This is a genomic window from Streptomyces sp. NPDC006332 (assembly GCF_040612855.1).
Taxonomy (GTDB): domain Bacteria; phylum Actinomycetota; class Actinomycetes; order Streptomycetales; family Streptomycetaceae; genus Streptomyces.
In genome coordinates this window covers 292,454-306,266 of record NZ_JBEXRA010000001.1, presented here as the reverse complement: position 1 = coordinate 306,266, position 13,813 = coordinate 292,454, and the positions used below count along the sequence as shown (strand labels likewise).

General features: G+C 70.9%; 12 protein-coding genes. 7 read left to right on the top strand and 5 right to left on the bottom strand.

From position 1 onward, the window contains the following. Positions 1-3: 3 nt before the first annotated feature. A complete protein-coding gene (locus ABZ027_RS01205) occupies positions 4-1,398 on the top strand; it encodes an FAD-dependent oxidoreductase (protein WP_356763048.1) in 1,395 nt (464 codons plus the stop codon). An 8-nt stretch (positions 1,399-1,406) separates the two neighbouring features. Here ABZ027_RS01205 and ABZ027_RS01200 read toward each other — a convergent pair whose 3' ends face one another. Continuing rightward, on the bottom strand, positions 1,407-1,727 hold the full coding sequence (locus tag ABZ027_RS01200) for a hypothetical protein (protein ID WP_356763046.1): 321 nt from the start codon (positions 1,725-1,727) through the stop codon (positions 1,407-1,409). A 125-nt stretch (positions 1,728-1,852) separates the two neighbouring features. Between ABZ027_RS01200 and ABZ027_RS01195 the strand changes: the two genes are divergently transcribed. Then, positions 1,853-2,677, top strand: coding sequence for a rhomboid family intramembrane serine protease (locus ABZ027_RS01195; protein WP_356763044.1), 825 nt, complete (start codon positions 1,853-1,855; stop codon positions 2,675-2,677). Between the two features lie 7 nt (positions 2,678-2,684). Here the strand turns inward: ABZ027_RS01195 and hemE are convergent, their stop codons facing one another. After that, a complete protein-coding gene (gene hemE / locus ABZ027_RS01190; RefSeq protein WP_356763433.1) occupies positions 2,685-3,752 on the bottom strand; it encodes a uroporphyrinogen decarboxylase in 1,068 nt (355 codons plus the stop codon). A gap of 129 nt (positions 3,753-3,881) precedes the next feature. On the opposite strand from hemE, the gene ABZ027_RS01185 reads away from it, so the two are divergent. The 3 genes from ABZ027_RS01185 (at position 3,882) to ABZ027_RS01175 (ending at position 7,017) form a co-directional block, all read left to right on the top strand. Further along, positions 3,882-4,559 carry a DUF3000 domain-containing protein gene (locus ABZ027_RS01185; RefSeq protein ID WP_356763042.1) on the top strand — a complete coding sequence of 226 codons (678 nt, stop codon included), beginning with the start codon at positions 3,882-3,884 and terminating at the stop codon, positions 4,557-4,559. Between the two features lie 364 nt (positions 4,560-4,923). Continuing rightward, positions 4,924-5,586: a response regulator transcription factor gene (locus ABZ027_RS01180; RefSeq protein WP_123992183.1), complete on the top strand. Its 663-nt coding sequence runs from the start codon at positions 4,924-4,926 to the stop codon at positions 5,584-5,586. Positions 5,587-5,712: 126 nt separating this feature from the next. Then, entirely contained in the window at positions 5,713-7,017 is a 1,305-nt protein-coding gene (locus ABZ027_RS01175) for a ribonuclease D (RefSeq protein WP_356763040.1), read from the top strand. Between the two features lie 18 nt (positions 7,018-7,035). Here ABZ027_RS01175 and ABZ027_RS01170 read toward each other — a convergent pair whose 3' ends face one another. From ABZ027_RS01170 to ABZ027_RS01160, 3 genes are read right to left on the bottom strand one after another with little or no spacing between them, the layout of a single operon-like run. Beyond that, positions 7,036-7,866 carry a carbohydrate ABC transporter permease gene (locus ABZ027_RS01170; RefSeq protein WP_356763038.1) on the bottom strand — a complete coding sequence of 277 codons (831 nt, stop codon included), beginning with the start codon at positions 7,864-7,866 and terminating at the stop codon, positions 7,036-7,038. Next, on the bottom strand, positions 7,863-8,816 hold the full coding sequence (locus tag ABZ027_RS01165; protein ID WP_356763036.1) for a sugar ABC transporter permease: 954 nt from the start codon (positions 8,814-8,816) through the stop codon (positions 7,863-7,865). The genes ABZ027_RS01170 and ABZ027_RS01165 overlap by 4 nt, the downstream gene beginning before the upstream one ends. Then, positions 8,816-10,129, bottom strand: a complete 1,314-nt coding sequence (locus tag ABZ027_RS01160) for an ABC transporter substrate-binding protein (RefSeq protein WP_356763034.1) — start codon at positions 10,127-10,129, stop codon at positions 8,816-8,818. The genes ABZ027_RS01165 and ABZ027_RS01160 overlap by 1 nt, the downstream gene beginning before the upstream one ends. A 159-nt stretch (positions 10,130-10,288) precedes the next feature. Between ABZ027_RS01160 and ABZ027_RS01155 the strand changes: the two genes are divergently transcribed. Both ABZ027_RS01155 and ABZ027_RS01150 read left to right on the top strand, forming a co-directional pair. Next, positions 10,289-12,703 carry a glycoside hydrolase family 2 protein gene (locus ABZ027_RS01155; RefSeq protein WP_356763032.1) on the top strand — a complete coding sequence of 805 codons (2,415 nt, stop codon included), beginning with the start codon at positions 10,289-10,291 and terminating at the stop codon, positions 12,701-12,703. Beyond that, complete coding sequence (locus tag ABZ027_RS01150; protein WP_356763030.1) at positions 12,700-13,737, top strand: LacI family DNA-binding transcriptional regulator; 1,038 nt, start codon at positions 12,700-12,702, stop codon at positions 13,735-13,737. The genes ABZ027_RS01155 and ABZ027_RS01150 overlap by 4 nt, the downstream gene beginning before the upstream one ends. Positions 13,738-13,813: the final 76 nt, after the last annotated feature.

The window sequence follows — 13,813 nt, the reverse complement described above, 5'->3', positions numbered from 1 at the left end:
CGTATGAGTATGAGCCGTACGAAGCGTGGGTCGGAGCGTCTGGTCGTGATCGGCGGCGACGCCGCGGGGATGTCCGCGGCGTCACAGGCCCGTCGGATGAAGGGCCCGGACGAGCTGGAGATCGTGGCGTTCGAACGCGGCCACTTCACCTCCTACTCGGCGTGCGGGATCCCGTACTGGGTGGGCGGTGACGTCTTGGAACGGGACCAGCTGATCGCCCGGACGCCCGAGGAGCACCGGGCGCGCGACATCGACCTGCGGATACGCACCGAGGTCACCGAGATCGACGTGGCCGCGGGGCGGGTGCGCGCGCGTGACGTCGATTCCGGGGCCGAGTCCTGGACGTCGTACGACAAACTCGTGATCGCCACCGGTGCCCGCCCGGTGCGGCCGGATCTGCCGGGCGTGGACGCGCCCGGGGTGCACGGCGTGCAGACGCTCGACGACGGCCAGGCGCTCATCGACACGCTGGCCGAGACGCGTGGCCGCAGGGCGGTCGTGGTCGGCGCGGGCTACATCGGCGTCGAGATGGCCGAGGCGCTCATCAACCGCGGCTACGAGGTGACGGTCGTCAACCGGGGCCGGGAGCCGATGTCCACGCTCGACCCGGACATGGGCCGGCTGGTGCACGAGGCGATGGCGGGCCTGGGGATCACCATGGTCGACGACGCCGAGGTCACCAAACTGCTCACGGGCGACGACGGCCGGGTGCGGGCGGTGGCCACACAGGACGCCGAGTACCCGGCGGACGTGGTGGTGCTCGGCATCGGGGTGCGCCCCGAGACGGGGCTCGCCGCGGCGGCGGGGCTGCCGCTCGGTGCCCACGGCGGCCTGCTGACCGACCTGGCGATGCGGGTGCGCGGCCACGAGAACATCTGGGCCGGCGGGGACTGCGTGGAGGTCCTCGACCTGGTGTCGGGCCAGCTGCGGCACATCGCGCTGGGCACGCACGCCAACAAGCACGGCCAGGTCATCGGCACCAACGCGGGCGGCGGCTACGCCACGTTCCCCGGCGTGGTCGGCACGGCGGTCAGCAAGGTGTGCGACCTGGAGATCGCCCGTACGGGCCTGCGTGAGAAGGACGCCCGCAGGGTGGGCCTGCGGTTCGAGTCGGTCACCATCGAGTCGACCAGCCGTGCGGGCTACTACCCCGACGCCGCCCCGATGACGGTGAAGATGCTCGCCGAGCACCGCACGGGACGGCTGCTCGGCGTGCAGATCGTCGGCCGGGAGGGCGCGGGCAAACGGGTCGACATCGCCGCGGTGGCCCTGACCGCCGGCATGACGGTGGAACAGATGACAGCCCTGGACCTGGGCTACGCCCCTCCGTTCTCCCCCGTCTGGGACCCGGTCCTGGTGGCGGCCCGCAAGGCAGCTGTGAAAGTGCGGGCCTCCTGAACCGACCGCTACGCGGTCCCGTTGATCCTCTCGATCGCCTGCCGCGCCTGGTCGGCCGGCGGCCTCGACGGCAGCGACGAGACGGAGGCACTGCTGGTCATGGGCGCCGGCTGCTCCCCCGCCGGCTTCGCGTGGGCCGCCGACCGGGCCGACCTGAGCCGGTGGCTCACCGCCTCGTCGAGGGTCACCGGCCGCTGCATCTGCGCGGCCAGCCGCCCCGCGTCCTGGCCGAGCCGTGCCACGTCCTCCCAGGGCAGTCGCAGCACCAGCGAGATCTCCGCCTCGCCGTCGGGCGAGGCGTGCATAGGAGGAGTAACTCGGTCGTTCATCGCCTGTTCCTCACGTCGTCCCCGCGACCCGCCTTCCCCGTGCCGCGGGCGGTTGACGAGACATACGCACCCGCGGGCGGCGGCGTTCACCGATTCGCGGCCCGCATCGGGGGCACACCTTCCTTGTGGTCATCCCCGTGCACGACGTGAACCCCGTACGCCGCACCCCCTGGGTGACGTACGCGCTGATCGCCGCGAACGTCATCGTCTTCCTGTTCATGCCCGGCCTGTCCGGCTCGGTGGCGGGCGACAGCAGCCTGTCCCAGCTCTGCCACCTCCAGGCGTTCCTGGACCACTACGCGGCCGTGCCACAGGAACTGATCCACCATCAGCTGCCGCGGCTGGTGCCCACCGGCGACGTCGGGATGGGGTCGCGGGGCGCGGGCTGCGTGGTGGGGCCTCCGACGTACGACAAGTCGCCGCCCCTCAGCGTCCTCACGGCGATGTTCCTGCACGGCAGCTGGCTGCACCTGCTGGGCAACATGCTGTTCCTGCTGATCTTCGGCAACAACGTCGAGGACCGCATGGGCCACGTGCGGTACGCGCTCTTCTACGCCGTCTGCGGCTACGCGGCGTCGTACGGCTTCGCGCTGCTCAACGCCGACTCGGCGGACCCGCTGATCGGCGCGTCGGGAGCCATCGCCGGGGTGTTGGGGGCCTACCTGGTGCTGTATCCGAGGGCCAGGGTCTGGGTGCTGGTGCCGTTCCTGGTCTTCCTGCCGTTGCGGCTGCCGGCCTGGCTGGTGCTGGGCTTCTGGTTCGCCCTGCAGGCGGTGTACTCGTCCGGCGAGGGCGTCTCCGCCGCCGGCACGGTGGCGTACGCGGCGCACGTCGTCGGTTTCCTCGCGGGGATGCTGCTCGCCTGGCCGCTGAAGCCGGGTACGCCCCCGCCGCCGGAGCCGCGCGGCCTGCTGTTCGGCAGGCGGGCGAGGCCCCGGCACACGTGGTGAGCGCGCGTCAGCGGACGGTCTGCGTGTGGACGTACTCGACGAGCCGGGTCAGCGCGTCCGGGTCGGTGGTCGGCATGACGCCGTGGCCGAGGTTGAAGATGTGACCCTCCAGGTCCGCGGCCGCGTCGAGGACCTCGCGGGTCTTGGTCTCGACGGCCTCGGTGCCGGCGAACAGGACGGTCGGGTCGAGGTTGCCCTGGAGCGCCTTGCCGGGGCCGACACGGCGGGCGGCCTCGTCGAGCGGGACGCGGAAGTCGACGCCGACGACGTCCGCGCCGGCCTCGCCCATCAGCTTCAGCAGCTCACCGGTGCCGACGCCGAAGTGGATGCGCGGGACGCCGTACCCGGCGACGGCCTCGAAGACCTTGGCGGAGGCGGGCAGCACCGAGCGGCTGTAGTCCGCCGGGGACAGCGCGCCGGCCCAGGAGTCGAACAGCTGGACCGCGCTGGCGCCGGCCTCGATCTGGACCTTCAGGAAGGCGGCCGTGATGTCCGCGAGACGGTCGAGCAGGTCGGCCCAGAGCTCGGGGTCGCCGTACATGATCGCCTTGGCGTTCTCGTACGTGCGCGAGGGGCCGCCCTCGACCAGGTAGCTCGCGAGGGTGAAAGGCGCGCCCGCGAAACCGATCAGGGGGGTCGAGCCGAGCTCGGCGGTCAGCAGACCGATGGCCTCGGTGACGTAGGAGACGTCGTCGGGGGTGAGGTCGCGGAGCTGAGCGAGGTCCGCGCGGGTGCGGATCGGGTGCGCGACGACCGGGCCGACGCCGGGCTTGATGTCGAGGTCGACGCCGATCGCCTTGAGCGGGACGACGATGTCGCTGTAGTAGACCGCAGCGTCCACGCCGTGCCGGCGCACCGGCTGGAGTGTGATCTCCGTGACCAACTCGGGCCGCGTGCAGGACTCGAGCATCGGGATGCCCTCGCGGACCTTGCGGTACTCCGGCAGCGAGCGCCCGGCCTGCCGCATGAACCACACAGGCGTGTGCGGCACCGGCTCGCGCCTGCAGGCCCTGAGGAAGGCGGAATCCTGGACCGCGTCGGACGGGGCTGTCTGCTGCGCCGGGCGCGGGCTCACGGGGCTCTCTTTGGCACTCACGGGGCAAGTCTCGCACGGCACCGGACCCGGCCCCGACGCAGACCCCGACGCCCGGCAAAAGGGTGTCCCTCCCTGCACAAGGCCCCCGTTCCCCTTAATCTTCCCCGCATGGCTGCGGCTCAGGGACGACTGTCGGACGGCACTGGCGGAATGGACGAGGCGAAGGACACCGAGGAGGGCGAGGGGCATACGAGCAGGTCGGTTCCACCGCCCTTCCGGGCGGCCGTGGACGCGCTGCGAGCGGCGCGGTTGCGGCCGCAGATCGAGGTGGAGCCGACTCCGGCACCGCAGCGGCTCGCTCCGTACGCGTACGCGCTGGAAGCGGCGGTCGTCGACGGCGACCAGGACCTGGCCGACGGCCGGCTGGTGCTGCTGCACGACCCGGACGGGCACGACGCCTGGCAGGGCACCTTCCGGCTGGTGACGCTGGTGCGGGCGGAACTGGAGCCCGAGATGGCCGCCGATCCGCTGCTGCCCGACGTCTGCTGGTCCTGGCTGACCGGGGCGCTCACCGCACGCGGTCTGACCTGCGGCGAGCCGAGTGGCACGGTCACCCGGGCGAGCTCCCACTACTTCGGCGGCCTGTCCGAACGTCCGGCCGCCTCGCAGATCGAGATCCGCGCGTCCTGGACACCCCGAGAGGGTCTGGGCGGGGTGCCGGACGCCGCGGCACACCTGGCGTCCTGGTGCGATCTGCTGGCCCAGGTCGCGGGACTGCCGCCGGCCGGCCCGGGCGACGCGTCGGTGGTCACGCTGCCGCAGCGCCGGGACCCGCAGGCCCGCTGAGCCCCCCTTGACCACGCTGATTGACCGCGCTGACTGACCGCGCCGATCGACCGCGCTGACGCGCCGATGTGCCCGTACTGACCACGGTCGACCCTCGTCAACCTCTTTACTGATCCCTGTCGACCTCTTTGCCGATCTCTTTGTCGATACGGCCACTTTCGGCCTCGTATCGACGAAGAATGAAACCGTTCGATCTTCGAGTGATCGATCGCGTGTCCGAATTGCACGGATTGTTACTCACTAGATCGTGATCATTCTCTAAAGGCGAACGGGTTTGGTGCCGAAGACGACTGTGACCTTGAAAGCACGATTCGTCCCGGCTTCCTCCCCACAAGCCGGCCCCGTCCCCCACCCAGGAGGCCTGGTGTCCGTTCTCCTCGAGCAGCCCGCAAGCCTGGTCGCCTACCGCCCGAACAAGCCGACCGCCATGGTGGTCGTGGCCGACCCGCGCGTCCGCTCCACCGTCACCCGCCACCTGTGGGCGCTCGGTGTGCGCGACGTCATCGAGGCCTCGTCCGTCGCGGAGGCTCGTCCCCGCATCGGCAACCCCCGCGACATCTGCGTCGCCGACGTCCACCTGCCCGACGGCTCCGGCCTCACCCTCCTGTCCGAGACCCGCGCCGCGGGCTGGCCCAACGGGCTGGCCCTGTCGGCCGCCGACGACATCGGCGCGGTGCGCAACGCGCTCGCCGGCGGAGTCAAGGGCTACGTCGTCACCGGCACCCGCACGAACCTCGGGCTCCCCACCCGACCGGGCGCCGCCCCCATCGGCGCCGCCGCCGCCCGTATGCACCGCCGCCCCCCGGGTGCCCCGAGTCACCCGGGCGGCTACCGCGAACTGTCCGGCCGAGAGGTCGAGGTGCTGCGCCTGGTCGCGGAGGGCCAGTCGAACAAGGCGATCGGCGTCTCGATGGGCCTGTCCGCCCTGACCGTCAAGAGCCACCTCGCCCGCATCGCCCGCAAGCTCGGCACGGGTGACCGCGCCGGGATGGTCGCGGTGGCCCTGCGCACCGGGATCATCCACTGACCCACCCCTCGCGAGCCGGATCCCGCACCGCGTCTTTCACCGAGGTGACTGGTTTACGACCCTCAGGCGCCCGCCGACGGAACGTTCCGTCGGCGGGCGCTGTCCATACATGGATACCCTTGACATGTGACCGACGCCCAAGACACCGCAGCAGACATTTCACTGCGAACCACCGGAGGCGCCCCTCCGGACGACGGCGGATCTTCTGTTACGGGGGCGCCGAACTCCGAGCCCGGCCCTGAACCGGTCCCCTTGCTGGAACCCCGCGAGGGCATTCCGCCGGTGATCGCCGACGACGAGTCGCTCGCGGAGGTGATCGCCGCCTTCGCCGCCGGCTCCGGCCCGGTCGCCGTCGACGCCGAGCGCGCGTCCGGCTACCGCTACGGCCAGCGCGCCTATCTGGTCCAGCTGCGCCGCGAGGGCGCGGGGACCGCGCTGATCGACCCCGTGGCCTGCCCCGACCTGTCGGGTCTGGGCGAGGCGCTCTCCGGGGTGGAGTGGGTGCTGCACGCCGCCACCCAGGACCTGCCGTGCCTGCGGGAGATAGGCATGGTCCCCACCCGCCTGTTCGACACCGAGCTGGCCGGCCGGCTCGCCGGGTTCCCCCGGGTGGGCCTCGGCGCAATGGTCGAGGGCGTGCTGGGCTTCGTGCTGGAGAAGGGCCACTCGGCCGTCGACTGGTCGACCCGGCCGCTGCCCGAGCCGTGGTTGCGCTACGCGGCACTGGATGTGGAGCTCCTCGTCGACCTGCGGGACGCGCTGGAGAAGGAGCTGGACCGGCAGGGCAAGCTGGAGTGGGCGCAGCAGGAGTTCGACGCCATCGCGTCGGCGCCGCCGCCGGAGCCGCGCAAGGACCCCTGGCGGCGGACCTCCGGGATGCACAAGGTGCGGCGGCGTCGGCAGCTCGCGGTGGTGCGTGAGCTGTGGCAGACGCGGGACCGCAACGCCCAGCGGCGGGACGTGTCGCCGGGCAAGGTGCTGTCCGACGCGGCCATCGTCGAGGCGGCGCTCGCCGTTCCGGCCAATGTGCACGCGCTCGCCGCGTTGAACGGGTTCGGGCACCGGATGGGCCGGCGGCAGCTGGAGCAGTGGCAGGCGGCCGTCGACCGGGCCAAGGCGATGGCCGAGGCCCAGCTGCCGCAGCCGGGACAGCCGGTGACGGGGCCGCCGCCGCCGCGGGCCTGGGCCGACAAGGATCCCGCCGCCGCGGCTCGGTTGTCGGCGGCCCGGGCGGCCGTCTCGGCGCTGGCCGAACAGCTCTCCATGCCGCAGGAGAACCTGATCACGCCGGACACCGTGCGACGGGTCTGCTGGGAGCCGCCCGCCGTGGTCGAGGCCGAGTCCGTGGCGGCCGCGCTGGCGGGGCTGGGGGCCCGGCCGTGGCAGGTGGAACAGGTGACGCCGGTTCTGGTGGCCGCGCTGTCCGAGTAGCCGTCGGGGTGGGCGCGCTCACCTCGTGGCTCCGCGCATGAAGCCGTTGTAGATGAAGCGTTGCAGGCTCAGGAAGACGATCAGGGTCGGCAGGATCACCAGGACCGCTCCTGCCGAGATCGTCTCCCAGTGGGCGGCGTAGGGGCCCTTGAAGCGGAACAGGGACGTCGAAATCACGCCAAGATCCTCCGAGGGCATGTAGAGGAAGGGGATGTAGAAGTCGTTGTAGACGGTGATCCCCTTCACGATCACGACCGTCGCGACGGCCGGCCTGAGCAGCGGGAAGATGACCTTGCGGTAGATCGTGAAGGCACCCGCGCCGTCCAGGCGGGCCGCCTCGTCCAGGGAGATCGGGATGGACCGCACGAACTGCAGGAAGATGTAGATCGAGACGATGTCGGTGCCCATGTAGAGGACGATCGGCGCCCACAGCGAGTCGAACATCCCGAGGCTGTTGACGATCTGGAAGGTGGCGACCTGGGTGGTGACGCCCGGGACCAGCGCGGCGACCAGGAAGAGCGCGACCACCAGTTTCCTGAAGCGGAAGGTGAAGCGATCGATGGCGTAGGCCGTCATCGAGCCGATGAGGACGGTACCGCCGATGGAGAACAGCAGGATGACGGCGGTGTTGCCGAACGCCGACAGCATCTCGCCGCCCTCGAACGCCGACACGTAGTTGTGGAAGTTGAGCGGGTCGTCCGGGAGCGACAGCGCCCCGCCGCCCCGGGCCATCTCCGTCTCGGACTTCAGGGACGTCAGCAGGACGACCGCGAGCGGCAGCAGGACCACCAGCGTGGCGGCGATCAGCGAGAGGTACACGAGCGTCCGGGCCACGGCACGACGTGTCATACGAGGTCCACCCTGTCGTCGGGGACGAGGCGCCGCTGTACCCAGGTCACCAGCAGGATGATCAGCAGCAGCACGATCGCGGCCGCCGAGGCGAGCCCCGTCTTGTTGAAGCGGAAGGCCAGGTTCAGCGTCTGGATCACGAAGGTCTCGGTACCGGTCGCCCCGCCGGTCATGATGTACGGGATCTCGAAGGCCGACAGCGAGCCGGAGATCGACAGGATCACCGTGAGGGTGACCACGGGTTTGATGCCGGGCGCGATGATGTGCCGGAACTGGTGCCAGCGGTTGGCCCCGTCCAGTTCCGCGGCCTCGTACAACTCCCCCGGGATGGACTGGATCGCGCCGAGGAACAGGACGAAGTTCACGCCCATGTAGCGCCAGACCGAGACGCCGGCCAGCGAGGTGTTCGCCGAGACCGGGGTACCGAGCCAGGAGCGGTCGGAGTGGTACCCGAACAGGCTCAGCACCGAGTCAAGGGTGCCGCCGTCCTGGAAGAAGTAGAGGAACACGAAGCCGATCGCGACCCCGTTGATCAGGTACGGGAAGAAGAGCACGCCCTTGAAGAAGTTCCGGAAACGAATGTTGAAGCTCAGGATCGTCGCGAAGTAGAGCGCGGCGACGATCTGCACCACGGAGGCGGCGAGGTAGTAGCCGCTGACGAAGAAGACCCGGAAGAGGTCCTCCCTGGTGAAGATCTCGGTGTAGTTCCCGACGCCCGTGTAGTGCAGTTCCGGGCTCACACCGTCCCAGTCGGTGAGGCTGTACGCGGCCATGTTGGCGATCGGCGCGTAGGTGAAGGTGATCAGCAGGGCGAGCGGGACGATCAGGAAGAGCCAGGGGGTGAGGCCCCGCCGCAGCCGCGCCCGGCGCGGGGCGGGGGCCGGGACGGGGGCGGCGGATGCCACGCCCGCCCCGGCCCGCACGGCCGTCTTCTCGGTGACGTCCGTCATCAGGACCCCGAGGTCTTCCGCGCCTTGGTCCAGCGTTCACTGAGGTCGGCGAAGAAGTCGTCGAGGCTGCCCTTGCGGGCACCGCGGGCGAGGTCGACGAGGTTCTGCCGGTACTCGGGGGCGTAGATGCCGGTCTCCGACTGGTTGTCGATGTTCTTGACCTGGGCGCCCTTGCTGTCGTCCACCTCGATGAACTTCACACCGGCGTCCTCGTAGGGCTTCATCACGGCGGGCAGCGGGGCGTCCTTGAGCGGGGAGATGGCCAGGTTGTCCTGGGCGTAGGTCGACTTGTCGGTGAACCAGTCGATCCAGGCGCGGGCCGCGTCCTTGTGCTTCGAGTGGACGTTGACGGCCTGGTTGTAGTCGGGGCTGACGACCGCGCAGAACGTGCCGTCCACCTGGGACGGGAAGGGCATGAAGCCGATGTCGTCGGGGTTCACCCCGGCCTTCTTGGCGGCGTCCTGGAACTGGACGATCGCCCAGGTGCCGAGCCAGTGGGTGGCGATCTCGCCCTTCGCCAGCCTGGGCTTGGACTCCTCCCAGTTGCTGGTCGTCGGGTCCTTCTCGATCAGCCCGGACTTCACGGTGTCGTACAGCAGGGTGTCGCCCACGCGCAGGTCGGCGCCCTTCGCCCACGGGTCGCCCTCGGCCAGCTTGTCGGTGGCCTTGGTGTCGCAGTGGACCGAGCCGTTGACGTACGTCCAGGAGGTCAGCGTCCAGCCGGCCGCGAAGTTGGTGTAGTACGGGATCGCGTCGGTCTTGGACTTGATCGCCTTGAGGTCGGTGAGGAACTCGGCCGGGGTGGTGGGCCAGTCGGTGACCCCGGCCTCCTTCCAGACCCGCTTGTTGTAGACGAACCCGGGGCTCACCCCGACCGGGGTCTGTCCGTAGACCTTGCCGTCGACGGTGGTGAAGTCGGTGAAGCGGTACTTCTTCCCGCGCTCTTCCTGGGTCCCCAGCGAGGCGAAGAACTTCGGGTAGTCGCTCTTCTTGATCACCGCGGGGATCAGCAGCACATCGCCGTAGTTCTCCGTGTTCATACGGATCTTGACCTCGGCCTCGTAGTTCGTGAGGGCCTCGAACTCGACCTTGACCTTCGGATAGGTCTTGTTGAACTCGGCGGCGTACTTCTTCATCGTGCCGTCCTGCACCAGGTCGGTCCGCACGGTGAGGACCTTGATGGTGCCGGTGACCTTCGACGGGTCGTCGGGCGCCTTGGCATCGGCGCCCTTGGACGAGCCTCCGGTCCCGGTGCAGCCGGGGACCAGCAGGGCGGCTGCGACGACCATGGCGAGGATGTGACGGCGGTTCATGTGCATCAGCTCCGTTCACGGGTTCACGGGACGGACGAGCACGTACGAGATGGCTGATTCGGCACTCTGACAGCGCTTTCTCAACCGGTAAAGTCCCATTCCCGCCAACGATGACCACGTGGCGCTCGATGCTGGGGTAGACCGGTTTAGGGAGTGCGCATGCTGGAGGCCACACCGCTCACCGAGGGCTGGATCCTGAAGCACGAGGGGGGTGAGCTCCCGGCCTCCGTGCCCGGTTGTGTGCACACCGACCTGCTGGCGGCGGGGGTGATCCCGGACCCCTTGGTCGGGCAGGGCGAGCGTGAGGTCGCGTGGGTGGGGCGACGGAAGTGGACGTACGAGACCGACCTCGCGGCGCCGGACGGACACGAGCAGACCGACCTGGTCTTCGACGGCCTCGACACCGTCGCCGAGGTGCTGCTCGACGGCCGGCTCCTCGGACGGACGCGGAACATGCACCGCTCCTACCGCTTCGACGTGACCGGGCTCGGCGGCCGGCTGTCGGTGCGGTTCGGGTCCGCGTACGCCGAGGCGGAGGCCGTGCGCGGGACGCTGGGCGAGCGGCCCGCCGCCTACGCCGAGCCCTACCAGTACCTGCGCAAGATGGCCTGCTCCTTCGGCTGGGACTGGGGGCCAACGCTGGTGACGGCCGGGATCTGGCGGCCGGTGCGGCTGGAGCGCTGGTCGACGGCCAGGCTCGCGCGGGTGCGCCCGCTGGTGACCGTCGAGGACGGCTCGGGGCGGGTCGAGTTGCGGGTGGACGTCGAGCGGTCCCGGGTGGAGGCCCGGCTTTCGGTGGAGGCGAGGGTCGGCGGGGTGCGGGCGCGCGCCGAGATCGACGGGACGAGTGGGACCGTACGCGTCGAGATTCCTGACGTACGGCTGTGGTGGCCGCGCGGTTACGGCGAACAGCCGCTGTACGAAGTCAAGTTGACGCTCCTGCACGAGGGCCGGCCGCTGGACGTGTGGCGGCGCCGGGTCGGCTTCAGGACCGTCGAACTGGACCGGCGCCCCGACGCGCACGGCACCGGGTTCACCTTCGTCGTCAACGGTGAGCGGCTGTTCGCGCGGGGCGTGAACTGGATCCCGGACGACGTGTTCCCGTCCCGGATCGGACCGGACCGCTACCGGGAGCGGCTTCGGCAGGCGGCCGACGCCGGGGTGGACCTGGTGCGGGTGTGGGGCGGCGGGATCTACGAGAGCGAGGACTTCTACGACGCCTGCGACGAACTCGGTCTGCTGGTCTGGCAGGACTTCCCGTTCGCGTGCGCGGCCTACCCGGAGGAGCAGCCGCTGCGCGGCGAGGTGGAGGCCGAGGCCCGCGAGAACGTCGTACGGCTGATGCCGCACCCCTCGCTGGTGCTGTGGAACGGCAACAACGAGAACCTGTGGGGGTTTCGGGACTGGGGCTGGGAGGCGCGGCTCGCCGGGGACTCCTGGGGGGAGGGGTACTACCTGGGCCTGCTGCCGCGGGTGGTGGCCGAATTGGATCCGACGCGGCCGTACGCGGCGGGCAGTCCCTGGTCCGGGTCCTGGGAGCACCACCCGAACGACCCGGCGCACGGCACGCACCACTCCTGGGAGGTGTGGAACCGGGAGGACTACGCGGACTACCGCGCGAGCGTGCCGCGTTTCGTGGCCGAGTTCGGCTGGCAGGCGCCGCCCGCGTACGCCACGCTGCGCCGCGCGCTGCCGGGTGAGGAGCTCGCCCCCGACTCCCCCGGGATGCTGCACCACCAGAAGGCCGACGACGGCAACGGCAAGCTGGAGCGCGGGCTTGCCCGTCATTTCGCCCTGCCCGAGGGGGACTTCGACCGCTGGCACTACCTCACGCAGATCAACCAGGCCCGTGCGGTGGCCGCCGGGATCGAGCACTGGCGGGCGCACTGGCCGGTGTGCGCGGGCACGGTGGTCTGGCAGCTCAACGACTGCTGGCCGGTGACGTCATGGGCGGCGATCGACGGGGACGGCCGTGAGAAGCCGCTGTACCACGAGTTGCGGCGGCTGTACGCGGACCGGCTGCTCACCCTCCAGGTGCGGGAGGGTGGGCTGGTGTCGGCGGCCGTCAACCAGTCGGCGCGGGTGTGGTCCGGCACGCTGGCGCTGCGGCGGATGTCCGTCGAGGGGCTGGTGATCGGTTCGGCGAACGTGAGCTTCACGGCCGGGGCGCGGTCGGTGGCCGACTTCGCGGTGCCGAGGGAGCTTGTGCCGGTGGGCCCGAAGGAGTTCCTGGTCGCGGACGCGTGGGGGCCCACCCGCCCGGGCGAGGTCGAGAGCGGGGACGGGCTGCGTGCCCTGCACTTCCCGGCCGCGGACCGCGACATCCCGTATCCCCGGCCCGAGTTCGAGGTCGCGCTGGTGCCGGGCGGGGTCGAGGTGACGGCGCGCACCCTGCTGCGTGATCTGCTGCTCCAGGCCGACCGGCTGGATCCGGCGGCGCGGGCCGACCGGGGGCGTCTGACGCTGCTGGCCGGGGAACGGGTGACCATCGGTGTGCGGGGCTGGAAGCGCCGGGACGACCAGGATGCCGCCGCCGTCCGCACCGCCCTGTACTGCATGGAGCCCCACCGATGACAGACCAGCCGCCCTCGCGCGTCACCATCAGGGACGTCGCCGCGCGCGCCGGTGTGTCCAAGGGGGCGGTGTCCCTCGCCTTCAACCACAAGCGGGGGTTGTCGGAGGCGACCCGGGACCGGATCTTCGAGGCGGCGCGGGAACTTGGCTGGGCACCGAGCCCCACCGCCCGGACGCTGGCCGGTTCGCGGGTGGACGTGGTGGGGCTGGCGATCTGCCGGCCCGCCCGGCAGCTCGGCCTGGAGCCCTTCTACATGGACTTCGTGTCGGGGGTGGAGAGCGTCCTGATCGAGCGTTCCTGCTCGTTGCTGCTGCGGCTGGTGCGGAGCGTGGAGGAGGAGGTCGGGCTCCAGGAGACCTGGTGGCGGGGGCGGCAGATCGGCGGGTCCATCCTCGTCGACTTCCGCGCGGACGATCCTCGGGTGGCCGCGGTCGAGCGGCTCGGGATGCCGGCGGTCGCCGTCGGGCACCCCTCGCTGACCGGTGGCCTCACCTCCGTCTGGACCGAGGACGCGACCGCGGTGACGGAGGCGGTGCGCTATCTCGCCGCGCTCGGACACCGGCGGATCGCCCGGGTCGGGGGCGCGGCGGCCCTCGGGCACACCTCCATGCGTACCGCCGCCTTCGACGGGGCTGCCCGCGCGCTGGAGCTGGCCGGGGCGTGGCAGGTGGCCACGGACTACTCCGGGGAGGCGGGGGCGCGGGCGACGCGGTCGCTGCTGACGGCGGCGCCCCGGGACCGGCCGACCGCCATCGTGTACGACAACGACATCATGGCCGTGGCGGGGCTCTCGGTGGCCGCCGAGATGGGGCTGGGTGTGCCCGACGACGTCTCCCTGCTCGCCTGGGACGACTCCCAGCTGTGCCGGCTCACGCATCCGACGCTCTCCGCGATGAGCCATGACGTGCACGGCTTCGGGGCGGAGGCGGCCCGGACCCTGTTCGGAGTAATCACGAAAGAGGGCCCCGGATCGCACCCCGTGCCCACTCCGGTCCTGACCCCACGGGGCTCGACGGCACCTCCGAGGGTGTGACCTTCACCGCTTGAGCCGGGGGGACTGTGCAGCTACGTTACTCATAAGTAGCATGGGTGCTGAGCGCGCGCTCAGC

What these genes read in the sequence shown, in the direction of transcription:
- ABZ027_RS01205 (WP_356763048.1), top strand. Translation starts at nt 4, where the DNA reads ATGAGTATGAGCCGTACGAAGCGTGGGTCGGAGCGTCTGGTCGTGATC.
- ABZ027_RS01200 (WP_356763046.1), bottom strand. Translation starts at nt 1,727, where the DNA reads ATGAACGACCGAGTTACTCCTCCTATGCACGCCTCGCCCGACGGCGAG.
- ABZ027_RS01185 (WP_356763042.1), top strand. Translation starts at nt 3,882, where the DNA reads ATGGCTGCGGCTCAGGGACGACTGTCGGACGGCACTGGCGGAATGGAC.
- ABZ027_RS01170 (WP_356763038.1), bottom strand. Translation starts at nt 7,866, where the DNA reads ATGACACGTCGTGCCGTGGCCCGGACGCTCGTGTACCTCTCGCTGATC.
- ABZ027_RS01165 (WP_356763036.1), bottom strand. Translation starts at nt 8,816, where the DNA reads ATGACGGACGTCACCGAGAAGACGGCCGTGCGGGCCGGGGCGGGCGTG.
- ABZ027_RS01160 (WP_356763034.1), bottom strand. Translation starts at nt 10,129, where the DNA reads ATGAACCGCCGTCACATCCTCGCCATGGTCGTCGCAGCCGCCCTGCTG.
- ABZ027_RS01155 (WP_356763032.1), top strand. Translation starts at nt 10,289, where the DNA reads ATGCTGGAGGCCACACCGCTCACCGAGGGCTGGATCCTGAAGCACGAG.
- ABZ027_RS01150 (WP_356763030.1), top strand. Translation starts at nt 12,700, where the DNA reads ATGACAGACCAGCCGCCCTCGCGCGTCACCATCAGGGACGTCGCCGCG.